Below are 25,681 nucleotides of genomic sequence, written 5' to 3' on the forward strand. Positions count from 1 at the left end.
ATTAAACCATAACATAACATGGCAGAATTAAATACCGGCGGCGGTGGCGGCGATGGTAAAAAGGTAAGGAGTAAGAAAAGCAACCCCGGGGTTGACCTTACCGCAATGGTGGACCTTGCGTTCCTGTTGATTACCTTCTTTATGCTTACCACTACGCTGTCAAAACCACAGTCGATGCCTTTGGCAATGCCGGATAAAACTGATGAACCGAATAAACCTGATTCAGACACTAAAGTTCCTGAAGACAGGATGATGACCATACTGATAGGTAAGGACAACAAGCTTATATGGTATATGGGGCAGTTTGCTACACCGAGGATGGCTCCTACAGAGGCTGCCTATGGGAAAGACGGTATCAGGAAAGTAATTATCCAGAATACAGCCTATGCCAAACAGCATGCGGAGAAACCGGATGAAGGGCTTATTGTGAACATTAAAGCCAGCGACAAGTCTAACTACAAAAACCTTGTGGATATCCTTGATGAAATGGCTATTAATAAGGTACAGTTATACGCTATTGGCGATATTACTACGCCTGAAGTAGACCTTTTAAAGGAAAAAGGACTGTACTAACCACCTATAAAGAATGAATTATGGCAAATATTAATATTTTTAGCGGCCAGTGGATCGATATGGTTTTCGAAGGCCGCAATAAACTATACGGGGCATATGCGCTTAGGAAAGAGAACCCTAAGACTACCGTTCTTGCCCTTATAGCCGGTTCTATCTTTTTTTCGCTTGCTATTGCCGCGCCTATCATTATAAGCAGCCTACCTAAGGGTGAGGTGGCCGAAGAGCAGGTTAAGGAAGTAGAACTTGCCGAGATAGTAGAGCCACCAAAGGAAGAGGAACCGCTACCACCACCACCACCACCGGTGGAAGAGGTATACCAGGCGCCGAAATCTGTAGTGGATGAGGTAAAATTTAAGCCGCTTGAAGCTGCTAAGAAAGAAGAAGTTCCTGAAGACCCTCCTAAGATAGAGCAGTTTAAGGAAGCTGACCCAAGTTCACGTAACAAAGAGGCTGACCCTAACATGGGAGACATTGTGATAGGCAAGCCTGCGGGCGACCTTGATAAAGGTGTTGAGGCTCCCGATGTTACTGTATACAATTCTGCGGGACTACAGGTACAGCCTGAGTATCCGGGTGGTATAGAGGCTTTTTACAAATATGTAAACAAAAACTTCAGGATTCCTGAATTAGATAACGATATGACAGCTAAGATATATGTGTCATTCGTTGTTGAGAAAGACGGTACGCTTACCGCTATTAAAGTGCTTAGGGATCCGGGCTTTGGCCTTGGTAAGGAAGCAGAGCGTGTGCTTAAATCTTTAAAAACAAAATGGTCTCCGGGTATTCAGAATGGTAAGCCGGTAAGGGCACAATACAACCTTCCTATTACCATCAATATCAGGTCTTAAATTAATACGGCGATGGCATCATCTTACAGAAGAAGGACGCAGCGCTATGACTCACAGAAATCGCTCAACAGGCGATTTCTGTTCGTTTTACACCTGTGCATTATCCTTACATTTATAGGCTTCGCGTTGTTTTTAATATTTGCCCGCCACATAGAGCTCAACATAAGTTACAATGGCAGGCTGGGTATGGCCGCGATAATGATTATATATGCTATAACGCGTTTTATACGGTCATGGCAAAAATTTAAAGAAGTAGATTAACACAAGCAGGTTTTTCAATAGGCACTGGGAGTTGTATTCCGGTACTATCAAAATTTAGGTAAGGCAAATAATTGTGTAATTGCCACCGGAAACTATTTTGGGGAAATCCTTTAAAAAGTAATGAATACCAAATGAAATATATCCGCATAGTTATTCTTCTGGCCGTGATAAGTATCTTTTCGTTTATTGCCTGTAAACAAGCTTCCGGCACTCAGGAAGTGACGGAAACCGAAACGTCGGGCACTGTTACCTTGCAGGTGGATAACACCGTGCAGCCCATTGCAGAAGATGTTACCGCTGTGTTTCAAAGCATATATACAAACGCAAAAATTACGCAGATAAACCGTAGCGAAACGGATATTGTAAACGCGCTCCTTCATGATTCTGCCGATGTTGCCGTGCTAACCCGTGAACTTACCAAGGGTGAGGAGGCACACTTCGCCAAAAAGGGCATACAAACCCGCAGTACGCTTTTCGCTACTGACGCCCTTGCGCTTGTTTCCGCTAAAAATGCTGCTGATACTATCGTCGACATTGAGGACATCTACCGCATCATGCGTGGTGATTCTACAGTTCCCGGCACACAGCTGGTTTTTGATAATCCCGGTTCAAGTACATTACGCTATATTATGGATAAAGCCGGTGTAGATAAAATCCCGTTAAAAAACGTTTATGCGCTAAAAAATACTGCTGAAGTGCTTACATTTGTAAGTAACAACCCTAATGCGGTAGGTTTTATTGGCGTTAACTGGCTTGTGCAAACCCCGGGCAATATGACAAAGCTTGTAGAAAACATTCGCGTGCTAAGCGTTAATAATGTTAAAGGGAAAGGGGATACTGCCAAGTACTATAAGCCTTCCCAAAGCAACATAGCCACAGGTTTATACCCTTTTACCCGTAAACTCTATTTGTTAAATTATCAGGGAAAAAGGGCGTTAGGCATGGGTTTTGCAAATTACATCAGTGCACCCGAGGGGCAGCGTATTATTTTAAAGTCGGGGCTGGTACCCGAAACGATGCCCTACAGGGAGATAGAGATTAGATAAACAGTAAACACTAAATATTAAAAGAAGAATTAAAATGACTAAGATTAAAGAATTTAAATTCCTCGGTTTAGCATTAATGCTTGTTGGCATGGCACACGCCCAGGATGCTAACGATGCCAAAAAAGCAATTGATGCTGAGCAGTACCAAAAAGCAAAAACCACATTAAAATCGCTGATAAGCTCAAACCCGGATGAAGGTAAAAACTACTTTTTATTAGGCGAAGTTTATCTTACCCAAACGGAGCAGGATTCTGCCGCGATGTATTTTAATAAAGGAGCTAAGGCTAAAAACGATGCTGATTATAATACTATAGGCCTTGGCCATATTGACCTTAACAACGGTAGTGCCGCCGCTGCGCAAACTAAATTTGACGCGGTTGAAAAAAACCTTAAGAAGAAGGATGTCGAGCAACTTGTATACATAGGTAAGGCTTACACCACTGCTGATACGCCTGATTACGCAAAAGCAATTGCTGTGCTTAACAAGGCTGTAGCTAAAGATGCTAAATATGCCCCGGCATACCTTGCACTTGGCGAAGCATATTATCGTAGCAACGACCAGAACAATGCTTATAAAAATTTCCGCACGGCGTCTGAGCTTGACCCATCTTTGCTTAGGGCGCAGCTACAGCTTGGTGTAATCACTAAAAACACCGGTGCGGCTTTTCCTGAAGCTGTTAAGTTTTTTGAGGGGATAGTTGCAAAAAATGCTAATTATGGTCCTGTATACCGTGAGCTTGCCGAAACCTATTATAAATGGGGTAACGCAGAATATGCTAAGAAAAAAGAGTATAATGCAAAAGCACTTGAGTCATATAGAAAATATATGAGCCTTACAGACTACTCACTTAACTCACGTATGAGGTATGCTGACTTCCTGTTGCTTACAGGCGACTACAAAGCGCTTGAGACAGAGGCTAACACTATGCAGCAGATGGATAAAGTTAACCCGCGTATACTGCGTTACCTTGCGTACTCAGCATATGAAAATGGTAATTTTGAAGGTAGCCTTAAGGCAATGAAGGAGTTTCTTGCTAAAGTAGAGCCTAAACGAGTTATAGCAAGGGATTACCTGTACCTGGGCCTTGCACAGCTTGCAACAACAGTAGGTGATGATGGTAAGGGCAACAGCATTATAAAAGACCAGGTTGTTTTTGATGAGGCTATTGCTAATATAAAGAAAGCAGCGGAGATGGATATTAACATTACAAACGAGTTTAATGCCATTGCTAAAAAACTCTTTAAGGGTAAATTGTATGGCCCCGCAGCCATTGTATTTGATGTTGCTACAACAAACCCAAACAGCAGGAGCCTGTTCGAAGATAATTTCTACTTTGCGTATTCTACATACTATGATTATGTAAACAAAACGCCTGAAGCGAAAAAAGCATATGTAGATCAGCTTAAAAAAGCAGATACTGCACTCGCAAAGGTTATAGAGCTTTCGCCTACATCGCAGGATGCATACCTTTATAAAGCAAAAATAAACCAGGCGATAGCCAGTAATGAATCATATATCGAAATGGCAAAAAGCTACGACAAGTATATTGAGATAGTTAATACTGCTGGCGCTGCCGAAGTAACAAAGCAGAGTAAAAACCTTTTAGAGGCCTATTCTAATGCAGGCGCTTACTATGCCGTTACCGATAAAGCAAAAGCTAAAGATTACTTTACAAAGGCGCTTGCCATAGACCCTGCCGATACCTATGTTAAAGGTGAACTGGCAAAACTAAAATAACAGTAATTTGATATAAGAGATTAAGGCCCTGCAATGCGGGGCCTTACTTTTTTACAGGTATGGTAATAATATGTATCTTTGCACCCTATTTAGATGATTACAATGTTGAAGAAGGAGTTACAGCTGGCGGTTGAAAAGGGTGAAATGCTACCCCTTATGGAAGAATTTTATACCATACAGGGCGAAGGTTACCATACTGGTACGGCGGCTTATTTTATTCGCGTGGGAGGCTGCGACGTTGGGTGCCACTGGTGCGACGTTAAGGAAAGCTGGAACGCCGACCTGCATCCGCCAACACATATCGATACCATAGCCCTGAATGCAGCCAGGTATGCAAAGACAATAGTAATAACCGGAGGTGAACCCCTAACCTGGGATATGGGCCCTATTACCGGAGCGCTAAAGCAGCAGGGCATGCGTGTGCATATTGAAACTTCAGGGGCGTATAAGCTAAGCGGAACCTGGGACTGGATATGCCTTTCGCCAAAAAAAATGAAACTGCCCACGCAGGAAGTATACGATAATGCGCACGAGCTTAAAGTTATAATACATAATAAACATGACTTTATATTTGCCGAAGAGCAGGCGGCCAAAGTTAACGGAGGTGCCATACTTTTCCTGCAGCCTGAGTGGAGCAGGAGGGAGCAGATGACACCACTTATAGTAGATTATGTAATGGCAAACCCCAAGTGGCGGGTATCGCTGCAAACACACAAATATCTTAATATACCTTAAAATATAATTTATAACCAAATTGCATTTAGATGAAAAAAATATTTATCGCTACAGTATTTTTTCTTGTGGCAAATATAGGAATGGCGCAGGACACCGCTTTTAAGGCAGATGTTCAGAAATTATTGCAGCTTTCGGGCGCTAATTCGCAAATGGAGCTGGCTAAAAAGCAGGTGGTAACCATGATACCAGCCGCCAAGCAGCAGGCATTCCTGAAAGAGTTTGACGCTGTACTAAAACCGATGGTGGATAAGCAGGTTAACTTTTACATTGCTGAATTTACACATGATGAAGTAAAGCAGATTATCAAATTTTACGAATCTCCGTTAGGTAAAAAGATGGCTGAAAAGGCGTTAAAGCAATCTGAAGCAAGCATGCAGGACTCTCAGGAAATAGCAGGCGAAATAAATAACCTTGTAATGAAATATATGCAGTAATCTCCTGTATAATAATATAATACATAAAAAATAGCCGGTTTTTCCGGCTATTTTTTATATCGAAAGTTTAGCAAGGTAATCAAAGTGTTCACCTTCAAGCACCAGTTCGCATTCAAAACCGTTGGCGTATGCAGCATTTTGAAAGGTGTTATAATCAAGGTAAAGCCAGTCAAACTCCGTTTCCGTTTCGCCTTTATAGCTAATGCTAAAGGTCAGTTCGCCATAGTAGCCGCCAGCCGGTATCCACTTGCCCCCATCTTCATCGTCATCAAACATATAAATAATATCAGACGAATCTATAAGTACCTGTCCGCCGGGGTTTAAAAGTGACTTCAGTTTTTGCAGGTAGGCCGATATGTTGCTTAGTTTGCCAAAAATGCCGGTACCGTTCATCAGCAGCAATATGGTGTCATATTTTTGCCCGGTATTTAAAACGCGTATGTCTTCGGTAAAAGCATTTTGCACCCCCCGTAGTTTACAGGCCTTTATCGCATTTTCTGAAATGTCTATGGCCGTTACATCAAGTTTTCGGATGTCTTGCAGGTAAAGGGTATGGCTGCCGGCACCACAGCCCACATCGAGCACGCTGCCTTTAGCCAGTTCCATGGCTTTTTGTTCTATCGGGGGCATTGCCTTATAATCCCTGAACAGGTAGGCCACACTCATCTCGTCCGCTTCACTTATTGAGGTTTCGGTAATAAGGTCTTCAGGATGGTTATTGGTTTGGTAATCCAGTATGGCTTTGCCAAAAAGGTCTTTCATCTTTGCTGCTTTTCTACAAAATTACCTAATCAGCGCAAAATGCCCGCGAAATTCTGTGCCATTTTGCCTTTTTACTACAAACCAGTAATCGTCAGACGGGAGCGGGGCGCCATTTAGTGTGCCATCCCAGCCTGTATTGCGGGAATCAAAACCGGTAATGAGCTTACCAAAGCGGTCATAAATATACACCATCAGATTTGGTTCAGCAGCGGTAGCGTATTTTATGCGCCATTTGTCGTTATAACTGTCACCATTTGGGGTAAAATACCTCGGGTATGTAAGCAGGTACACGGTTTCATAGTCCAATCCACAGCCAAAGCTATCGCGTACAAAAACGGTGTATATGCCCGGCTCGAGGTTTTGAAACACATTGCTTTCCTGAAAATTTATTCCGTCAAGCGAATACTCGGGATATACAGGCACCGGCGTGGGTTTAATCCAAACGGTAATGCTGTTTTCATTATCCGTAAAATCCGTAATATCTACAGCTGCGATTTCCGGGACGGGAGATGTTACTACTGTAATGGTTTGCGAAGTTTCGCAACCGTTAGCATTGGTAACCGTTAGTATATAAAGCCCTTCGGTACTTACCGTATTTTGCGGGGTTGTAATGCCGTTAGACCATCTGTAGCTTATAAACCCCGGAGGTGGGTTAAGAGTTACGCTTTGGCCGGCACAAAATGCAACCGGTGTTTTCATATCAAGTTCCGGTACCTCATACAGCCGCAGGTTAAAGGCAATTGTGCCATGGCATCCCGGGGTGTCATTTTTTATAACACGGGCATATACTGTTGTGGGGCTGCTAATAAACTCATTTGGTAGCGCGGCGCTTCCGGCGTTGGCATCATCCTGGGTCGCATGATAGGTTACGGTATATTCATCGGGATCCTGGCTACCCAGTATCCCCTCGTCCTGTAATGACAGTGTAAATATATCGGTGCCGTCATTTTTTACGTCGCAGCTATATAACGTGCCCGGATCGTTTACTACGATAAGTGGTGTGGCATCCTGTGTAACAATATCAACAGTGATGCTACGGGAACAGAAATCGGTAATTTCGATAGTATAGGTTGCCGCTTCAAGCCCTGTAAAGATGTTGTTTTGGCCGTTTTGTATAAGGTAGGGTACGTTATTTTTGCGTATAATAGTATGCGTAACAGGGGAGGCTCCGTTAGTAATTAATTCAAGGTCTATTGGTGCCCCGGGGCAGCTTAATATATTAGTTTCTAATAGCTGTAAGCCCTGGTACAGGTCAAAATGATGTATTTCTTCTGTACAATCTTTGTAGGCTGTTACCGGTGTAAAAGGCTGGTGGTGTCTTAAAATGCGATAGCTACCCTCCCATCCCGCTGCAGTAAAGGTTTCATCATTAGTTAACTGTACTCCAGTATCCACGGTGGGGGCAGTGCCTTCAGTATAAATTACGCCGGTTACCGGATGTCCCCATACACCCACGCTGATTTCTTTTTGCAGCCAAAAATTTTCATCGGTGGCATTGCTTACATAGTTAAGGGTAATGTCATATTCATCACATCCCGGTACAATTTGCAGGTCATTTGTAATTACTTGGTAGCCTGTTATCGTAGGCGAATAATATCTGGGTTTATCAGGGTTATAGCATGCATCCCGGCCTAAAAACCTATAGTCGCCTTCGGGCAGTCCGTCCATATAAAAAACACCATCTGTATTGATGTTAAACGATGCGTCATAGGGCAACGGATAGGGAAAACCATCAGGGGCGTTAAGAATGGTCATTCCTAAAAGGGGCGGGTTTGGAGTCGTTATTTTTACTGTGGCAAAACCGGGCTCGCAATCGGGCCGGGTTTCACCGAGCATGGTTGAGGGTACATACGAGCGTACTAAAATAGATTTTTCAAATGAATTGTCGCATTCGTCGGCAAGTTTAAGCTTATAGGTGCCGGGTGGCAGCTCTGCTAATTCCAGTACATGCTCATCATTTATGTATGGGGTAACATCAAGCGGTAGCTCAGCCTCATATTCGGCGGGGGCGGTGAGCAAGGTAGCGGTGGCCAGGTTTATTTCAACTTCAAAACCTTCCAGTTTGGCAGTGAGGCCGCCAAGGTTGTTTATACAATCAAAATTATATTCGGTATATACAACCTGGGCAGAAGGTGTAACAGTAAGCAGTAAATTTTCTGAATTGCCACAGGCATCTGTAACCGTAACCTTGTAAAAGCCTATGGGAACGGGCAGGTTGTAATTGCCAAATTCAAGGTGGGTCTCAGTATGGGGGCTAAGGTAGGATGGGTTAGCAGCTTCGGGGTCAAAACCTTCCGGATATTGTGTAAATACAAGTGTGTAAGGCAACACAAGGTTCCTTACGTCTATGGTAAGGAATTTTTGTCCGCATACAGCGGGAAGCGTTTCATCAGTTATCGTTAATTCTCTCACAGGAATGTCGGGCTGGCCGGGCGGCATACCCCATCCCACGTACTGTGCAGTGCCGCACGGGTATACTACTAATACATCTACTTCAAGTATCTCGCCGGGTATCGCCTCGGGCAATATTTGCTCCACCTCAAGTAACCACGGGTCGCCCGACGCTACTTCCTGCTCAATAACAATATCATCACCGGTTTCAGGGTGTATGGTATATACAACTGTTAACGGGTAAGCTATAGGCGCGCGCCCTTCCATAGGATCAGCTACTATCTTCAATTTTGTCGCTATTTCATTACAATCGGGGTAAACAGCTGAATAGCTTAACGCATCAACCTGAAAACGTATATCCGGGGCGATTATAGCATATTCTAAAACCTGGTTCCCACATATATCGGTTACGGTTATCTCATAATATCCCTGTTCGATGCCGGAAAATGTCGGTGATGTTTGCGCGGGCAGGGGGGTAGGGTAGTCAGTAATCTGGTAGGTGGCAGCAATGCCGGAAGTTACATTTACGGTAAACTCACCGTTACCTAAGTTACCATCGCCGCATAAAGGTGTGGTATCTATTATCGTAAAAGCAAGCTGCGAATTATCCTCAATTTCTTCTTGTGCAATTGCCGTAACAACACCGCCATCAGAATTTTGGGTAGCAGTAACATAATAATTGCCTGGAGGTAAATCACTTACTGTAGTAGTTGCAGTTTGTGCAACCGCGTTTGCAATATCGGGCAAGAGATATACAGTATAAGTTATGGGTGTCCCGGGTATCTCATTTGCTACCGAAAAGGTCAGGGTTCCTCCGGCGGCACAAGTCGCCTCGGTAGAAGTAATGTTAAGTGTAAAATTTTGGGCATAACATGTTATGCTACATAATAGCAGCAACAAAATGGTATACCATATGATAAATTTTCTCTTAATGACTTAATCTTTTTAATAGCAGATAATAATAACACGCAAGTTAGTTAATTATTATATGATATTTTGTTAATTTAACGTATAAGCGAGAAATGTCCGCGATATTCTTTACCGTTTTGCCTTTTTACCACAAACCAATAGTCTGTACTGGGCAGCAGGGTGCCGTTTAGGGTGCCGTCCCAGCCGGGGCTGCCTGCATCAAAACCTGTGATGAGCTTGCCAAATCGGTCGTAAATATAAACCATCATATCAGGCTCTGCAGCCGAGGAAAATTTAATACGCCAGGTTTCGTTATAGCTGTCGCCGTTTGGCGTAAAAAATTTAGGGTAGGTAAGCAGGAAGGTGCTGAACGGATCGGCGTCGCCGCATCCGCGCCTGTCACGTGCATAAATATAGTATTTGCCGGGAGGTAACCCGGTAAAAACGTTGCTGCCCTGCCAGGTTATACCATCTATAGAAAACTCCACATCTTCCATAGAACCTTCAAAGTGCGCAAGCTGTACTGTTATTATATTATTATTGTCTGTCCAGTCGTTTATGTCTATTTCGGTAATAACCGGAGCAGCGGTGGTAGAGAGCATAATGGTTTTTGTTGCAGTGCAGTTATTTGCATCGGTTACCGTTACATCAAAAGTGCCGTAATGGTCAGGATAGATGGCAGGTGTGGTTTCGCCGGTAGACCACAGGTAGCTGCTGTAGCCTGCCCCGGCGTTTATTTCGTTAGGCTCGCCCTCGCAGCCCTGCACAACATCATCTATATTAAGTTCAAACTTGCTGTATACTGTAATACCAAAACTGCTTATGGCGTAGCAAAGTGTAGGGTTAGCCGCTACTTCAACTCTTGCATACACAGTTGTTGTTCCTGTAGTTAAGGTTACAGGCAGTGGGTTTATGCCCTGGGTAGCATCCGCAAGCGATGCATGGTAAGTAAGGTTTAAGAGTGATGCATCCTGGGTGCCCAGTATGGCGCTGTTTTGCGTAGAAAGGTTAAAGGTCTGCATACCGTCTCCTTCGGGGTCGCATTCTTCAAATCCAGGTGCCGGATAGGCAGTTACCGGTGGGGGAAGGTCGGCTATGTTAAACGAAAATGTTTCAATGTTTGAACACGGGTCGCTAACTTCTATGGTGTAGAGCGCCGGGTCTAAACCTGTAAATATATTGCTGCTTCCATTGGGTATATTTACAGTAAGCCCATCTTTTTTAACGATTGTAAAGGTCATGGGTGATACGCCTATAACATTTATCTCTACATCAGTAGGACCACCACCGCAGGTAAGGCTTTCTACCCCTACAACTTGTAGCCCGTTAGAATATTCAAAGTCAAAAATTTCTAAATAACAGGTTTTAAGCCCTGATTCTTCTGATGGGCTAAATGCTTTAAAGGTTTTTAAAACACGGTAGCGGCCAGTAGGATAAATAAGGCTATAGTTAACGGCATTGTTTTGTACGGCACGCGAATTTTGGTTATTAATAACGGTACCATCATAGGGTGTAGTGCCATCGGGATGCCCCCAGATGCCGGTACCCGGGCCGTATTCTTTTTGCAGCCAAAACTGAACTGAGGCATTTGCAGTACCCACATGCTGTATCTCGAGATCAAACGAGCCACAATAGGGAGTATAAATAAAATCGTTTTGGGTTACCTCGTTGCCTGTAACGTTAACGAGTTTTTCTGCCGTTCCCGTGCAGGGGCTGGTAAGCTTAAATTTGTAGGGGCCGGGCGGCAATGCCTCAAGGTATAAGTTACCGTCTTCGGCAATATTAGCGGTAAGGTCCTGCGGAAAGTTTTGGGTATAGGCAACCGGCGCATCAAGCAGTATGGCTTCGGTAAGTTGTGAGCCCAGCATGGCGCTGCCCAGGCCCGGTGTGCAATCAGGCCGTTGAAGGCCTACTATGCCACTGTCAGAATATTCAGGTACATCAACCTGTACGTTGTCATAAATTAAGCCGCATTCATCAACTATATCAAAAAAATATGTGCCCGGTGGCATACCCGTCATGGCAAGGCCTTCATCGCCATTTACATACGCAAACACATCCTGCGGAAGGTCAGGGATATATTCATCCGGCCCATCTACTATGGTAATTTCCACAATGGTATTAGGGGGTGTTATAATTTCTATTTCTCCCAGGTTATTAAGGCAGTCGTTATTTGAACCTACTTCAATTGCTATGGGCGGCGGCGGCGGTATAAGTTCTGTTTGGCCTATCGCGGTGCGGCCGCAGGCATCGGTTATAGAAACTTCGTAGATTCCTAAAGGGAATTCGTCTTCTTCACCGCCAAACTGGTTAACAGCACTATAAAACGGGCCCGGGTAGGCTGCATTTAGCGCTACAGGGTCAAGCACAGGCGGAGATGGTAACTGCGTGAAGGTAATGGTAAACGGGGCTACAAATTTTGAGAGTGAAATCATCATTTTTTTGCCGCACCCGTCTTTATCAAACAATATTGCAGCCTGCATGGCCACATTTGCTTCGGTGGTTTTGGTATAGGTATTTCCGCAGCGGTCGGTTACTGTAATCTGGCAGTCATAAGGCGTTTGGTAATAAAAAGGTATGGTTGCCGAAAACAGCGCCTGGGTGCCGTCTCCCGATTCCATCACGGCAGGTACCTGCACGGGGGGGCTGCCATCGGGCGGATATATAGTATAATAGGCTGTTATAGGATATTGTAGCGGTACGTTTGTAGCTGGCGATATAACGTTTGCTATGTTTATGAGGTCGCACGCGGGCAGGGTTTCACCGGGAAAATATGAATTGCTTATGTTTAAGTCTACCGCATCTGAAAACAGTGTAAACGATACCACCGGCGCCGAACCGCAGGCGTTAGCCGCCCGTATCATATAAAAACCTGCGGGTACACCTGTAAATATGTTTGAAGCCTGCGGCCCTGCCATTACCGGCCCCGAAATTATTTCGTAAGTTACGGCATTGCCGGTCACTACGTTTACCATAAGCATACCGTCATTACCGCAAATGGGCTTTTGGCCGCTTACGGTATAGGTAAGGGGTACTATCTGGTTTTCTATAACTACCTGCACCTGGTCAGTACTGGTAATGCCGTTTACTGTTTGTGTGGCTGTTACGGTATAGGTGCCTGCCTGCAGGTTGTTTACAGTTGTAGCAGTACCATCGGCCACCGTGGTGGCAGGCAGGCGCACTGCTTTGTAGTTTACCGGTGGTGCCGGTGCGGCGCCCGTTACGCTAAAACTAAGCATGCCGTTACCCGCACAGTTTTCGTGAGTTACCGAAACCTGCAATGTAAAATCCTGCGCACTGCATACTATTGAAAAGCTAAGCAAAAACAATAAAGCCGCACTTTTTTTCAATGGCGCTGTAGCCTCATAAAAACTTTTTAAAACTGAGATAATCATAATAAAAATTAAGTTGTTACCTAACTTAATTTCAAGTTCTTTTCCGGTTTCTAAGGTATTAAAAATAAATTATGAAAAACACTGTATTGCTAATTTTTCCCAAAAAGTTATTTTTGTAACAAAATATTTACTATTGTAAAGTTTTATTAGCCCCTTACTGGTGATTTGAATAATAATTGTTTGTAAATCATTAAAATAGTTGTACTTTTGCACACCTTTTCGGTATAATGGGTTACGTAAAGGGATATATACAACAATTTTTATGTAAAACGCTTCTGCTGTTTTGTTTATACCTAATGACCCCGCAAAACACAGGATACAAATTTTAAGGATCAGACATGTCTGAACAAACAAAAACGAACGAAGAATTTTTACAGGAGTTTAACTGGCATAACTTTGAAGAAGGTATTGACCCGGTAGATGAAAGCAACCTGAAAGAATTTGAAGACCTTGTTGAAAGGACTTTCATTTCAACAGACAGTGACGAAGTAGTAGAAGGTACCGTAATGAGGATTACTGACAGGGATGCGATTGTTGATATCAACGCAAAATCTGAAGGTGTTATTTCGCTTAATGAATTTCGCTACAACCCTAACCTTAAAGTGGGCGACAAAGTAGAAGTACTTATTGACGTTCGCGAAGACAAATCAGGCCAGCTTGTACTTTCTCACAAGAAAGCACGTACTATTAAGGCTTGGGACAGGGTTATCAGCGCTAATGAAACCGGCGAAATTGTTAACGGCTTTGTTAAATGCAGGACTAAAGGCGGTATGATTGTAGATGTTTTTGGCATCGAGGCATTCCTTCCGGGTTCTCAGATAGATGTAAAACCTATAAGGGATTACGACCAGTATGTAAATAAAACAATGGAATTCAAAGTTGTGAAAATCAACCATGAGTTTAAAAACGTTGTTGTATCTCACAAAGCGCTTATTGAAGCGGATATCGAGGTTCAGAAAAAAGAAATCATCGGCCAGCTTGAAAAAGGCCAGGTACTTGAAGGTGTTGTTAAAAACATTACTTCATACGGTGTATTCATCGACCTTGGAGGTGTTGACGGGCTTATCCACATTACCGACCTTTCCTGGAGCCGTATTAACCACCCAAGTGAAGTACTGGAGCTTGACCAGAAACTTAACGTGGTTATACTTGACTTTGACGACGAGAAAACACGTATACAGCTTGGCCTTAAACAACTTAACGCACACCCTTGGGATGCGCTTGACGCTAACCTTGCAGTAGGCGATAAAGTAAAAGGTAAAGTAGTGGTTATTGCAGACTACGGTGCATTTATAGAAGTTGCAGAAGGTGTAGAAGGCCTTATCCACGTAAGCGAAATGTCTTGGTCTACGCACCTGCGTTCTGCCCAGGATTTTGTAAAAGTGGGTGATGAGGTAGAAGCGGTGATACTTACCCTTGACAGGGATGACCGTAAAATGTCTCTTGGTATCAAACAACTTTCACAAGACCCTTGGACCGACATTACTTCTAAATATCCTGTAGGTTCTAAACACAAAGGTATTGTACGTAACTTTACTAACTTTGGTGTGTTTGTAGAACTTGAAGAAGGTATCGACGGACTTATCTATATCTCAGACCTTTCATGGACTAAGAAAGTAAAACACCCAAGTGAGTTTGTAAGCGTAGGCGATACTCTTGATGTAGTAGTGCTTGAGCTTGATGTAGACGGACGCAAACTATCTCTTGGCCACAAACAAACTCAGGCTAACCCTTGGGATAAATATGAGGACAGTTTTGCAGTAGGTACGGTTCACACAGGCGAAATTGCTGAAATAGTTGATAAAGGTGCTACTGTAGAATTTGGCGACGATATCGTTGCGTTTATTCCTTCACGCCACCTTGAGAAACAAGACGGTAAAAAACTTAAAAAAGGCGAATCTGCTGAATTTAAAGTTATTGAATTCAATAAAGAGTTCAAGCGTGTTGTAGCTTCTCATACTGCTACATTTAAAGATGAGGAAGAGAAGAATTTCAGGAACAGCCAGTCTGATAACAACAATAACACGGCCTCTTCAAGCAACAATGCGGAGAAAACCACCTTGGGTGATATTGATGCACTTGCAGAACTTAAAGAAAGAATGGAAAAAGACGGTAACTAATTATCATCCATCCCATTTTTAAATACAGGAACCTCCGCAGCAATGCGGAGGTTTTTTTATGGATTTTAAAAACTTTCCATCTTGATTAATAATTAAATGTAAAATTTGCACTTTTTTCTTACCTTGGAACTCCATAAACAAAAAAACATAAATCATGAAAAGTATATCAAGACGGAATTTTGTAAACAAGTTAGGAGTAGGCCTGGGGTCGGCAGCCGTGTTAAATGCGTTGCCCTCATTTATTGTCCCGCCGGATGAGGCTTTGCCCTACGAAGGCAAGAAGCTAAATATAGCGGTGTGCGGCCTGGGTATTTATGGCAATTTGGTAGCCAAGGCACTGCAAACATCGCAATACTGTACCCTTGCCGGCATAGTTACCGGTACACCCGCAAAAGCTAAAGAGTGGAAAGCCAAATATAATATCGCCGAAAAGAACATATACAACTATACTAATTTTGATAAGATACTATCTAATAAAGATATTGACCTTGTTTATGTAACGCTGCCTAACAGCATGCACAAAGAGTTTACCATTCGTGCGGCTAAGGCGGGCAAACATGTTATTACCGAAAAACCAATGGCTACCTCTGTGGAGGACTGTAAGGAAATGATAAAAGCCTGTAGCGATGCCGGGGTGCAGCTGGCTGTGGGCTACCGCCTGCATTACGAACCCCATAATATGGAAATAAAAAGGCTGGGCCAGGATAAAGTTTTTGGCCCCGTGCGACTTGTAGAGGCCAGCTTTGCCTATAAAACATACGATACCTCAAAAATTAATGAAACCATAGACTTTAACGACCACGGAAAATGGCGGCTTAACAAAGAGCTTGCGGGCGGTGGCGCGCTAATGGACCTGGGTATTTACTGTATACAGGCAAGCCGCTACGTACAGGGCCTTGAACCTGTAGCGGTAACAGCACAGTTTGGCCCTGTTAATAACCCTAAGCGTTTTGAACAGGTTGAGGAAACAATTTCATGGCAAATGGAATTCCCCGGAGGTGCAATAGCTAACTGTACCACATCATACGGGTATTTTATAGACCGGGTGTATGCCAGTGCCGATAGCGGTACATTTGAATTAAGCCCGGCAATGAGCTATGGCCCCCTTAAAGGAAAAACATCTAAGGGTGAACTGGATCTCCCAATTGTAAACCACCAGCAGGCGCAGCTTGACGGTATTGGCAGCGTTATCCTTGCAAACAAAAAACTGCCGGCGCACATTACGGGTGAGGAGGGCCTTAAGGATATGAACATCATCACAGCTATCTATGAAGCCGCCCGAACAGGCAAGCGTGTGGTGCTTTAATAGTAATCTTTATCATAACAACCTCCGTAGCAATACGGAGGTTTTTGATATGTTACTTATTGTAATCCTATTAGGACATTGTAGATAGTGTTACAATATCATTGTGCTTGATTACTTTGTCTATTTCCTCACTATAATAAGATATTATATTTTCGCCACACATATGTAAATAATCGTATGTAATTATCTGGATGTGATTAAGGGTTGAGTTTAGCATTCTTAACGCCTCATATTCCTCATCACTAAAGCTTTTGGACCTTCCAATGATAATCTTAATCCTTGGCCTTAGTAATCTGAATTTATGTGTTCGCTCTAAATTTAATTTATATTCATCAAGCGCTTTAAGGTATAATAAACATTGTCCTAATGCTTTAGATAAATCTACTGAAGGAAAGTATGATTTGTGACTGAGATCATATTTAAATAGTTTTAAATTTGGCCTTTTTAATTCAATTAAATCAATAAAACCATCTGTAGTTTCCATAATTAGGTCACTTTCGGATTCTAGACTTATTAATCTTGCTGGGTGTTTTTTGACATAATCTATACCAAGAGTCCATAGATTATGTTCTATCCAATTTTGAAAAATTTTTTCAGGTTGACCAGCTTTATATTCTATAAGATTTGTATGGAATTTTATTTCGTCAATAATATTATGTTTTTCTTCTAAATCAAGTAGTTGTGCTAAATTTGTTAGTGCCTTCCGGTGATTATTTTGTCGAATCGTAGCATGTAGATTTTGGATTTCATTTTCAGTTAATGCTTTTAATAACAAATCTATTTTTTCATTATGGTCTATCTTTTCGAATAATGATTTTAATGATTTAACATCAATATGTTTTATCATCGACATTATTTCTGCAATATCATCTGTTATCTCTGTAAACTCACTTGTGGTGTAACTTTCACCACTAATAATTGAGACACTATTTAAATGGTTGTATAAAGTCTTTATTTGTTCAAAATTTAATTTTTCTGAGAATACAGGTTCTAGAGTCTTGATATTGACAGCATATATTGATAAAGAGATATTTTCTTTGTTAGTGGTATTAGTATCATCGATTCCTCCGTAGTTGATAAAAAGCCTCACTTTATCATTTGAGAAAATTTCTTTGTGAAATGGAACGCTCATTATATTTTAGCTATTACTCGTGAATATTGAATTGAATTAGGATTATATCCTTTTGCTTCAACAAATTCTTGTTCAAGAATAAATACATTTTTTATGTGTTTAACTTTATATTGTCTCCAATCCGGAATAGGCTTCTTGCAACTGCGTACTCCACCGTTTTTATAAATATCTATATTTATATTTTCAGCTTTAGATATGAAAATCGCATGAGGATTTCCAAATCTGATACCTATTGCTTTCCCTTCCAATTCATATTCGTAGCTAATTTGCCGCTTTTGAACTATTGCTAACTTTAAAATATCAATTACTTCCATTTGTATATTTTTAATAAATTTACTGATAATTAGTTATCTCAAAAAATTAAAAGTTAAAAATTACCCAAAATTCCCGTACTAAAAAAACCATGGTTTGTGTATTGGCGTAAATGCCACTATAATCTTTAACAAACAGATCATGACAACTTCAAAAATTTTAGCTACAGCTTTAGTAGTGTTTACAATGCTAATGGGTGGTGCGGTAACTGCACAAACTAAAATGGTAGGTGGCGCGGCCATGTACCCTAACAAAAACATTATAGAGAACGCCGTAAACTCTAAAGACCACACTACGCTTGTTGCAGCCGTAAAAGCAGCAGGCCTTGTAGAAACCCTTAGCGGCAAAGGCCCCTTTACCGTATTTGCCCCTACAAATGCCGCGTTTGACAAACTGCCAAAAGGTACCGTAGAAACACTGCTTAAACCGGAGAACAAAAAAATGCTTACCACCGTGCTAACCTACCATGTAGTAGCTGGTAAATGGAGCAGTGCCGATATTATGGCCGCCATTAAAAAAGGTAAAGGCAGCTACGAGGCTACAACTGTGCAGGGTGGCAAGCTTTGGTTTAAAATGGATGGCAAAGACCTTTGGGTAATAGACGAAAAAGGCGGTAAAGCTAAAGTTACGATTGCTGATGTTAACCAGAGCAACGGCGTAATTCATGTGGTTGATACAGTATTAATGCCAAAATAAAAGTATTACACAACAGGGTTCGGAAATAAGTGCTGATTAGCCCCATCGTTTTATTTTAATGATGGGGTTATTTTTATTTAAATTTACGGTTAAATAAGTCGTTTTGTTTTTAAGCAAACGTTTACGTTGTGTAAACATTGATAAGCTGATGTTAATATAGCTTTGTTTTTTAGTTAAAGGTAGTGTAACATTAATAGCAGAATTTTGCGGCTATTCTTATAACTACAAAACCATGATTAAAAACTATTTAAAAGCACTCCTCGTAGTTGGTGTTTTGCTTACTGTAAATGCAGCAGGCGCGCAAACACTATTGCACTACTGGAATTTTAACACTACTGATTTCGCTATTCCTACTCAAACAGTCGGCGGGGCCACAATTACCCCAAACCTTGGCACTTCCAGCGAATTTTTAAGCGGTACGGGCCAGGATTTTGACGTTGCCAATCTTAACGCACAGGGTGCAGATGTGGCCGGTGCACACCTTAGGTTTAATAACCCTATAAACGGCGAACTTGTTTTTGCACTGCCTACCACAGGTTACCAGGATGCAATGGTTAAATTTACTACACGCCGTTCTAATCAGGGCGCCAGTATTCAAAACTGGTCATATTCAATAGACGGTACTACATTTGTGGCTTTTCAAACCATTAACCCGGTAGCTACTACCCCTGAACTTATAACGCTTGATTTTTCATCAATAGCCGGTGCGGATAACAATGCTAACTTTAAAATTAAAGTAGCTTTTGAACAGGGTATTGGCGGGCTTGAAGGCAACAACCGTTTTGATAACGTTACCCTTACAGCTACACCGGCAGAAGGCACAGAAGACACTACTGCTCCCGGAGTTGTAATTTTGCCTGCTAACAACGCTGCAAACGTAGCGGTTAATACACCTATAACAATTACGTTTAACGAAAACGTACGCCTTATAAACAATGATGCCATAACAAATGCTAACGTTGCTGCACTTGTAGCGCTTCACTTAAACGATGCTAACGGAACCGTGGTTCCCTTTACCGCTGCATTTGCTGCTAATGTAATTACAGTTACACCGGCAGCGGCCCTGCTTAATGGGCAGCAGTATTATGTAACGCTGATGCCAAACGTTGTTGAAGATACAAGCGATAACGCGGTTACAACAGCGGTGTCGGCTACATTTACTACTATAGCGGTACAAACACAGTTTGCCGCCGGAGATATGGCTTTCATAGCTTACCGTATGAACGCTACCGATACGGAAGACCAGATTGCCCTTGTAACTTTTGTAGATATTGCACAGGGTACATTTATCAACTTTACTGATGCCAAATATACTACAAACGTACAGGCGCAATGTGCAGGTGGTTTTGTATGGACGGCTACAACATGCCTTCCTGCTGGTTCGGTTATAACAATTCAAACAAGTGCGCTTGTAGCTAACACGGGTGCTTTAACAGGTAATGGCTTTGGCCTTAGTTCCGGCGGCGACCAGGTTATGGTTTATACAGGAACGGCTGCTGCCCCAAATTATATTACAGCCCTAAGTTCAAACGGATGGCTTGCCGTAAATACTTCATGCAGTGGCAGCGCTTCTATGCTACCACTTGGCCTTGTTGACCTTATTTCGGCGGCTAACCTTAGCACGGCTCCGGGCAATGTGGCTGCAAATACGGTAAACGCATACTATAACGGTATACAAACCGGTACCGTTGCCCAGCTTAAAGCGGCAATATTCAATCCTGCAAACTGGGTAGGCGCCGATGCAGGTACAGCTGCCCAAACCTGGCCTTCATGGGCGTTCCCATCTTCGCCTGCTGTACAAAACGTAACTGTGGTTAACAGTACTACAATACAGGTTGTATTTAACAACGAACTTAATGCTGCTTCTGCCGCTACACTGGCAAATTACACAGGTGTAAACGGGCTTACTACAGCAACGCTTGCCGGTAACACCGTAACACTTACTTACGGTACAGCTTTTGCAGCCGGTACAGAATATGAACTTACGGTAAACAACGTTACTGATGAGGCAGGCCTTACCATGGCGTGCCCGTATACCTTTAGCTTTGACTACAACACCAGTATTTCATTTGCCGAAACATTTGTTGTAGCTTCTGAAGGTGACGGTACTATAAGCTTTGTAATTAATCTTGCTAACCCTGCTACAGGTTCGGTAAATCTTGTGGTAAAGCCGACACCGTTTAGCACAGCGACTGTTAATGCCGACTTTACGCTTCCTGCTACACAAACACTTACATTTACCGGTACAAGCACGCTTACACAAACCATCTCAATTCCTGTAATTGACGATGAGGTTGCAGAGCAGCACGCCGAGTATTTTGTATTAAGCCTTGAAAACCCTACCGGCCTTACTATTGATGGCGACACATTCGCAACGGTTTATATCAAAGATAATGATGTAGTGGTTCCACAACCGGATGCTTCTATAACCTTAGATTACGTAGGAAGTTTTGACCCATCGGGCAATAACGACAGTACCTGCGAAATTGTGGCCTATGACCCTGCGAGCCAAAAGCTTTTTGCTACAAGCGCTGTTGAAGGCAGGCTGGATATCGTAGACTTTTCTAACCCTGAGGCTCCGCAAACGGTCGACTCTATCGATATGAGCGTTTACGGTGGTGTTACCAGCGTTGCCGTTAAAAACGGTGTGGTAGCTGTGGCTTCGCCTAATGCTAATGAGCAGGAAAACGGTTCGGTAGTATTTTTTGATACCGATGGTACATTCCTTAAACAGGTTACTGTAGGCGCACTTCCTGATAATATCTCTTTCACGCCGGATGGTACTAAAGTGCTTACAGCAAATGAAGGACAGCCAAGTGCAAACTACTCGGTAGACCCTGAAGGTTCGGTAAGTATTATCGACATAAGCGGCGGTATCCCTGCGCTTACGCAGGCTAATGTAAATACGCTTTTATTCACGGCTTATAATGGCCCAGCTGAAGCTGCACTTTTAGCTTCAGGAGTGCGCAAGCTTAAACTTACAAGTACCATGTCTCAGGATTTTGAGCCGGAGTATATCACTACATCTGCCGATTCTCAAAAAGCATGGGTAACGCTTCAGGAAAACAACGCCGTTGCAGAGATTAACCTTGCTACCGGTACTATTACGGATGTATGGGCACTTGGTACTAAAGACATGAGCCTGCCGGGTAACGGTTTTGATATATCAGACAATAACGGTGAGGTACTTATTGCCAACTGGCCCATAAAAACCTATTATATGCCCGATGGCGCTGCAACCTATACTGTAGGTGGTGTTAACTATATTGTTACCGCTAATGAGGGTGACGAAAAGGAATATGACGGTTTTGTAGAACGTACTACAATAGGTGCTTCTACTTATGTGCTTGACCCTACAGCATTCCCGCAGGCAGAACTGCTTAAGGAAACATTTAACGCGGGCAGGTTCAGGGTATCATCTTTTGATGGTAAAAATGAGGCCGGTACTGCTTATGACGAAATCTTTGCAGTAGGTTCGCGTTCATTCTCAATCTTCAATGCTGATACAAAAGAGCTTGTTTACGACAGTGGCGATGATTTTGAATTGTATACCGCTACAAATGCCGCAATAGGCAGCCTGTTTAACTCAGACAGCGAAAGCAACAGCTTTAAGAGCCGCAGCCGTGCAAAAGGCCCGGAACCGGAAGGAGTTACGGTAGCCCACATAGGTAGTAAGGTATTTGCCTTTATAAGCCTTGAGCGTATAGGTGGTGTAATGGTATATGATGTTACCAACCCTAATGATGTAAAATTTGCCGATTACAAAAACAGCCGTACGGTTTCTGCTTACGGTGGCGATAACGGCCCGGAAGGTATCATCTACATCAATAATGATGATAGCCCTACAGAATATCCTTATGTAATTGTAGCTAACGAAATTAGTGGTACGCTTACCATCTTTGCGGTTGATACTACAAACCTTGGTACAGGCGAATTCACACCGCAGCAAAAAGCGTTTGTTATGTTCCCTAACCCGTCTCAGGGTGATGTGGTATACTTTAACCGCGTAGCAGATATTGATGTGTATGACCTTAGTGGCAAACTGATATTTTCTAAACAACAGGCCCTGACAATCGATACCCACAGCCTTTCGGCTGGTATCTACCTGGTAAAAACAGGCGAAGGCATTGTAAAGAAACTTATCGTAAAATAGTGTTAGTTTCGTGTTTTTAATTTTTTTCCGTCCGGAAAAAATGATACCGCCCCTCCTGGGCGGTATTTTTTTTGTTACACTTTTTGCGCAAAAGTCTTCCACTATATTGCACTATAGTGGGAAATAAAGTGGAGAATTCCTGCAAAGTCAATGGGTGGTGTGGAAGATAAATCAAAAACTGTTTTTCCTGATGCGGCTTTTCGATTTCGTGGCAACTTCTTCAGGAAATTTTTTGATACAGCTTTTTTCGAAATTATAACTGCTCAAAAATTTTCACCGCTTCAAGTGCTTCCTTAACATCATGCACCCTCAATATCTTCGCGCCCTTCATTAGCGAAATAGTATTAAGTACCGTAGTACCGTTTAACGCTACCTGTGCAGAAGTACCCAGCAGTTTATAGATCATCGATTTTCGAGAAATACCACTCAGCAGGGGCAGGCCTGTAATCTGGCTAAAAAGTTCCAGCTTTCCCATCACTTCATAATTTTGCTCTAATGTCTTAGCAAAGCCAAAGCCAGGGTCAATTATAATATCGTCAATGCCGTGCGTTTTGGCAGCGGCTATCCTTTCGCTAAAGTAAAAAAGCATATCGTGTATGATGTCATCATAGTCCGTCAGCTGTACCATCGTTTGCGGGTTGCCGCGCATGTGCATCATGATATAAGGCACTTTATGTTTACCAACACTTTCGAGCATTTTATCATCCAGCATCCCTGCCGAAATATCATTAATAATCGCTGCCCCGCTGTTTATGCAGGCTTCGGCCACTTTAGCCCTAAAGGTATCTATTGAGATAAGTGTATCAGGGAAATATTTCAGCACCAGTCCCACTACGGGTACTATGCGTGCTGTTTCTTCATCCTCGGTTACAAAAGGGGCATTTGGCTTGCTGGAGTACGCACCTATGTCGATAAACGTGGCACCGTCAGTAAGCATTTTCTCGGTTTGGGCTAACAGTTCCTTTTCGTTGGCATACTTTCCGCCGTCAAAAAACGAGTCGGGCGTCACATTTAAAATACCCATAACTTTAGGGCGGTTGAGGTCGATAAGCCGGCCTTTGCAATTGATGTACATAAGCTGATTTTTTAGTACATTTGGAAAAATTTCATTCAAAGATACTACTTAAATGAGTAACACCTCCCAGGAATACGACAAGGTAATAGCCGAGTGCAGGCAGCTGTACATCAAAAAAATGAAAGACTACGGCGCTGCCTGGCGCATACTGAGGTTGCCATCGCTAACCGACCAGATCTTTATAAAAGCCCAGCGCATACGCAGCCTGCAGGAAAATGAGGTGCGTATGGTTGATGAGGGGGAAGTGGGCGAATTCATTGCTATTGTTAACTACTCATTAATGGCGCTCATACAAATGGAACTGGGCATTGCCACACAGCCCGACCTTGACGCCGATACCGGCACCCGCCTGTATGACGAAAAGGTACTGCTCACTAAAAACCTGATGCTCGCTAAAAACCACGATTACGGCGAGGCCTGGAGGGACATGCGCGTAAGTTCGCTAACCGACCTGATACTGCAAAAGCTGCTGCGCGTAAAGCAGATTGAAGACAACAAGGGGAAAACCCTGGTGAGTGAAGGCGTTGATGCCAACTACCAGGACATGCTAAATTATGCCGTGTTCGCCCTGATACACCTGGGGTTTGCGCAGTAAATGCAGGGATGGGGTTCAATAACAACTTATTAACAAAAGGCATTGCATTATGCCTTATTTTTGAGCTAAACTAATTTTTGAAAATGGAAAATACCAGCACAAAACAAAACATTTCATACATACTCAGGGGGCTTGTAGCCTTCTTATTCCTGTTTTCGGCAGTAGCCAAATTATACCCGTCGCCCTACTTTGCCATCTCTACTTTTGAGATGAAGCAGCTCGTGCCGCTTGGCTTTTCTGAAGGGCTTGCGGTATACCTGTCGCGCACGCTTATAGGGGCGGAGATAGCCTTAGGGCTTTTGCTGTTGCAGCCTAATTACCTTCGGAAAATTGTAATCCCCGCTACCATAGCGCTTTTGGTTGTTTTTATAGCGCACCTGTTGCTGACTATTTTTAGCGGAGGCAACTCGGGCAACTGCGGCTGCTTTGGCGAATTGCTGCCCATGACACCGCTTGAGTCTGTATTTAAAAATATAGTTACTGTGGGCTTATTGTTTTGGCTATACAAACTACTGCCCGCCGGTAGCGACCGCAAAAATTATTGGCTGGTTATCGGTATCGCCGTGGCATCAATACTATTAGTGTACCTGCTAGCGCCTATAAAGCCTCAAACGCCTATGACTTTTGAACCTACAGGCCCAATACCTGAGGAAGCTGCCCTTGACACCGCACCAAGCACCACTGATACGGTAATAACCAGTGATGTAGCACAACCGCAAACGCCGGTTGCCGCAACGCCAGCTACAACGCCTACACCAGCAACTACTGCAACTCCCGCGAAAGCGGCACCGCCAGCTGCTGCACAAGGCCCGGCGCAAAAGAAATCGGTTTACAGCCAGTTTTTCGCGAATGCGGATAAAGGCAAAAAAATAATAGCCCTGTTTGTACCAGGCTGCGACCATTGCCGCGATGCCGCAAAACAGCTTACAGAATTGCGCAAAAAGAATAAAGACTTCCCGGAAATGAGCATCATTTTTATGGACGAGGAAGCCGAGAAAATTCCGGATTTCTTTGCCGAAGCCGGTGCGCAGTACCCGTATAAGGTTATTGATGTGGTAAGCTTCTGGAAGCTGTTAGGCAACAGTAAAGATACCCCCGGTGTACTGTACCTGTGGAACGGAAACATTATTAAAGAATGGGAGGGCATAGAAGGTAACAAGTTTACCGGTGCCGCCCTGATGAAAGAACTAAAAAAATAAG

The 25,681-nt window shown here is 43.0% G+C and carries 19 protein-coding genes; 13 read left to right on the forward strand and 6 right to left on the reverse strand.

Annotation, left to right across the window (positions count from 1 at the left end):
* Nucleotides 1–18 precede the first annotated feature (18 nt).
* The 7 genes from ACLI09_RS04040 to ACLI09_RS04070 all read left to right on the forward strand — a co-directional run bounded on the left by ACLI09_RS04040 (nt 19) and on the right by ACLI09_RS04070 (nt 5,635).
* Complete coding sequence (locus ACLI09_RS04040) at nt 19–573, forward strand: ExbD/TolR family protein (protein WP_411418299.1); 555 nt, start codon at nt 19–21, stop codon at nt 571–573.
* A 20-nt stretch (nt 574–593) separates the two neighbouring features.
* Nucleotides 594–1,421, forward strand: a complete 828-nt coding sequence (locus ACLI09_RS04045; protein WP_411418300.1) for an energy transducer TonB — start codon at nt 594–596, stop codon at nt 1,419–1,421.
* A 12-nt stretch (nt 1,422–1,433) separates the two neighbouring features.
* Nucleotides 1,434–1,682: a hypothetical protein gene (locus ACLI09_RS04050; protein ID WP_411418301.1), complete on the forward strand. Its 249-nt coding sequence runs from the start codon at nt 1,434–1,436 to the stop codon at nt 1,680–1,682.
* A gap of 131 nt (nt 1,683–1,813) precedes the next feature.
* Nucleotides 1,814–2,728, forward strand: coding sequence for a PstS family phosphate ABC transporter substrate-binding protein (locus tag ACLI09_RS04055; protein ID WP_411418302.1), 915 nt, complete (start codon nt 1,814–1,816; stop codon nt 2,726–2,728).
* A gap of 34 nt (nt 2,729–2,762) precedes the next feature.
* Nucleotides 2,763–4,466, forward strand: a complete 1,704-nt coding sequence (locus ACLI09_RS04060) for a tetratricopeptide repeat protein (RefSeq protein WP_411418303.1) — start codon at nt 2,763–2,765, stop codon at nt 4,464–4,466.
* 102 nt (nt 4,467–4,568) lie between these two features.
* Nucleotides 4,569–5,201 (forward strand): 7-carboxy-7-deazaguanine synthase QueE, encoded by a 633-nt coding sequence (locus tag ACLI09_RS04065; RefSeq protein ID WP_411418398.1) that lies wholly within the window; start codon nt 4,569–4,571, stop codon nt 5,199–5,201.
* 29 nt (nt 5,202–5,230) lie between these two features.
* Nucleotides 5,231–5,635: a DUF2059 domain-containing protein gene (locus tag ACLI09_RS04070; RefSeq protein ID WP_411418304.1), complete on the forward strand. Its 405-nt coding sequence runs from the start codon at nt 5,231–5,233 to the stop codon at nt 5,633–5,635.
* A 54-nt stretch (nt 5,636–5,689) separates the two neighbouring features.
* Here the strand turns inward: ACLI09_RS04070 and ACLI09_RS04075 are convergent, their stop codons facing one another.
* The 3 genes from ACLI09_RS04075 to ACLI09_RS04085 form a co-directional block, all read right to left on the reverse strand.
* Nucleotides 5,690–6,397: a class I SAM-dependent methyltransferase gene (locus ACLI09_RS04075; protein WP_411418305.1), complete on the reverse strand. Its 708-nt coding sequence runs from the start codon at nt 6,395–6,397 to the stop codon at nt 5,690–5,692.
* A 21-nt stretch (nt 6,398–6,418) separates the two neighbouring features.
* The gene (locus ACLI09_RS04080; protein ID WP_411418306.1) at nt 6,419–9,685 is read right to left on the reverse strand and encodes a T9SS type B sorting domain-containing protein; all 3,267 of its coding nucleotides are present in this window, start codon (nt 9,683–9,685) and stop codon (nt 6,419–6,421) included.
* Between the two features lie 107 nt (nt 9,686–9,792).
* Nucleotides 9,793–13,092: a T9SS type B sorting domain-containing protein gene (locus ACLI09_RS04085; RefSeq protein ID WP_411418307.1), complete on the reverse strand. Its 3,300-nt coding sequence runs from the start codon at nt 13,090–13,092 to the stop codon at nt 9,793–9,795.
* 338 nt (nt 13,093–13,430) lie between these two features.
* Here ACLI09_RS04085 and rpsA point away from each other — a divergent pair, with 338 nt between their 5' ends.
* Together rpsA and ACLI09_RS04095 are read left to right on the forward strand one after the other, a co-directional pair.
* Nucleotides 13,431–15,212 (forward strand): 30S ribosomal protein S1, encoded by a 1,782-nt coding sequence (gene rpsA, locus ACLI09_RS04090; RefSeq protein ID WP_411418308.1) that lies wholly within the window; start codon nt 13,431–13,433, stop codon nt 15,210–15,212.
* Nucleotides 15,213–15,366: 154 nt separating this feature from the next.
* Nucleotides 15,367–16,518 carry a Gfo/Idh/MocA family protein gene (locus ACLI09_RS04095; protein WP_411418309.1) on the forward strand — a complete coding sequence of 384 codons (1,152 nt, stop codon included), beginning with the start codon at nt 15,367–15,369 and terminating at the stop codon, nt 16,516–16,518.
* 70 nt (nt 16,519–16,588) lie between these two features.
* Here ACLI09_RS04095 and ACLI09_RS04100 read toward each other — a convergent pair whose 3' ends face one another.
* Both ACLI09_RS04100 and ACLI09_RS04105 read right to left on the reverse strand, forming a co-directional pair.
* On the reverse strand, nt 16,589–17,650 hold the full coding sequence (locus ACLI09_RS04100) for a Shedu anti-phage system protein SduA domain-containing protein (protein WP_411418310.1): 1,062 nt from the start codon (nt 17,648–17,650) through the stop codon (nt 16,589–16,591).
* On the reverse strand, nt 17,650–17,964 hold the full coding sequence (locus ACLI09_RS04105; RefSeq protein ID WP_411418311.1) for a hypothetical protein: 315 nt from the start codon (nt 17,962–17,964) through the stop codon (nt 17,650–17,652). Before ACLI09_RS04105 ends, ACLI09_RS04100 begins: the two co-directional genes overlap by 1 nt.
* Nucleotides 17,965–18,103: 139 nt before the next feature.
* On the opposite strand from ACLI09_RS04105, the gene ACLI09_RS04110 reads away from it, so the two are divergent.
* Nucleotides 18,104–18,658 (forward strand): fasciclin domain-containing protein, encoded by a 555-nt coding sequence (locus ACLI09_RS04110; protein WP_411418312.1) that lies wholly within the window; start codon nt 18,104–18,106, stop codon nt 18,656–18,658.
* Nucleotides 18,659–18,890: 232 nt separating this feature from the next.
* Complete coding sequence (locus ACLI09_RS04115) at nt 18,891–22,811, forward strand: choice-of-anchor I family protein (RefSeq protein ID WP_411418313.1); 3,921 nt, start codon at nt 18,891–18,893, stop codon at nt 22,809–22,811.
* Between the two features lie 253 nt (nt 22,812–23,064).
* Here the strand turns inward: ACLI09_RS04115 and folP are convergent, their stop codons facing one another.
* Nucleotides 23,065–23,886 carry a dihydropteroate synthase gene (gene folP, locus ACLI09_RS04120; protein WP_411418314.1) on the reverse strand — a complete coding sequence of 274 codons (822 nt, stop codon included), beginning with the start codon at nt 23,884–23,886 and terminating at the stop codon, nt 23,065–23,067.
* A gap of 52 nt (nt 23,887–23,938) precedes the next feature.
* Here folP and ACLI09_RS04125 point away from each other — a divergent pair, with 52 nt between their 5' ends.
* Both ACLI09_RS04125 and ACLI09_RS04130 read left to right on the forward strand, forming a co-directional pair.
* On the forward strand, nt 23,939–24,481 hold the full coding sequence (locus ACLI09_RS04125) for a DUF1599 domain-containing protein (protein ID WP_411418315.1): 543 nt from the start codon (nt 23,939–23,941) through the stop codon (nt 24,479–24,481).
* A gap of 83 nt (nt 24,482–24,564) precedes the next feature.
* A complete protein-coding gene (locus ACLI09_RS04130; RefSeq protein ID WP_411418316.1) occupies nt 24,565–25,680 on the forward strand; it encodes a DoxX family protein in 1,116 nt (371 codons plus the stop codon).
* The last annotated feature ends 1 nt before the right edge of the window (nt 25,681 follow it).

Origin of the sequence: Flavobacterium sp. RHBU_24 (assembly GCF_046613695.1) — a bacterium.
Classification (GTDB): Bacteria; Bacteroidota; Bacteroidia; order Flavobacteriales; family Flavobacteriaceae; genus Flavobacterium.

Bases quoted from the DNA above. Each gene is read 5' to 3' on its own strand.
- ACLI09_RS04040 (WP_411418299.1), top strand. From the start codon at position 19: ATGGCAGAATTAAATACCGGCGGCGGTGGCGGCGATGGTAAAAAGGTA.
- ACLI09_RS04045 (WP_411418300.1), top strand. From the start codon at position 594: ATGGCAAATATTAATATTTTTAGCGGCCAGTGGATCGATATGGTTTTC.
- ACLI09_RS04100 (WP_411418310.1), bottom strand. From the start codon at position 17,650: ATGAGCGTTCCATTTCACAAAGAAATTTTCTCAAATGATAAAGTGAGG.
- ACLI09_RS04115 (WP_411418313.1), top strand. From the start codon at position 18,891: ATGATTAAAAACTATTTAAAAGCACTCCTCGTAGTTGGTGTTTTGCTT.
- ACLI09_RS04065 (WP_411418398.1), top strand. From the start codon at position 4,569: ATGTTGAAGAAGGAGTTACAGCTGGCGGTTGAAAAGGGTGAAATGCTA.
- ACLI09_RS04070 (WP_411418304.1), top strand. From the start codon at position 5,231: ATGAAAAAAATATTTATCGCTACAGTATTTTTTCTTGTGGCAAATATA.
- rpsA (WP_411418308.1), top strand. From the start codon at position 13,431: ATGTCTGAACAAACAAAAACGAACGAAGAATTTTTACAGGAGTTTAAC.
- ACLI09_RS04110 (WP_411418312.1), top strand. From the start codon at position 18,104: ATGACAACTTCAAAAATTTTAGCTACAGCTTTAGTAGTGTTTACAATG.
- ACLI09_RS04050 (WP_411418301.1), top strand. From the start codon at position 1,434: ATGGCATCATCTTACAGAAGAAGGACGCAGCGCTATGACTCACAGAAA.
- ACLI09_RS04075 (WP_411418305.1), bottom strand. From the start codon at position 6,397: ATGAAAGACCTTTTTGGCAAAGCCATACTGGATTACCAAACCAATAAC.
- ACLI09_RS04095 (WP_411418309.1), top strand. From the start codon at position 15,367: ATGAAAAGTATATCAAGACGGAATTTTGTAAACAAGTTAGGAGTAGGC.
- ACLI09_RS04060 (WP_411418303.1), top strand. From the start codon at position 2,763: ATGACTAAGATTAAAGAATTTAAATTCCTCGGTTTAGCATTAATGCTT.
- ACLI09_RS04085 (WP_411418307.1), bottom strand. From the start codon at position 13,092: ATGATTATCTCAGTTTTAAAAAGTTTTTATGAGGCTACAGCGCCATTG.
- ACLI09_RS04055 (WP_411418302.1), top strand. From the start codon at position 1,814: ATGAAATATATCCGCATAGTTATTCTTCTGGCCGTGATAAGTATCTTT.
- ACLI09_RS04125 (WP_411418315.1), top strand. From the start codon at position 23,939: ATGAGTAACACCTCCCAGGAATACGACAAGGTAATAGCCGAGTGCAGG.
- folP (WP_411418314.1), bottom strand. From the start codon at position 23,886: ATGTACATCAATTGCAAAGGCCGGCTTATCGACCTCAACCGCCCTAAA.
- ACLI09_RS04105 (WP_411418311.1), bottom strand. From the start codon at position 17,964: ATGGAAGTAATTGATATTTTAAAGTTAGCAATAGTTCAAAAGCGGCAA.
- ACLI09_RS04130 (WP_411418316.1), top strand. From the start codon at position 24,565: ATGGAAAATACCAGCACAAAACAAAACATTTCATACATACTCAGGGGG.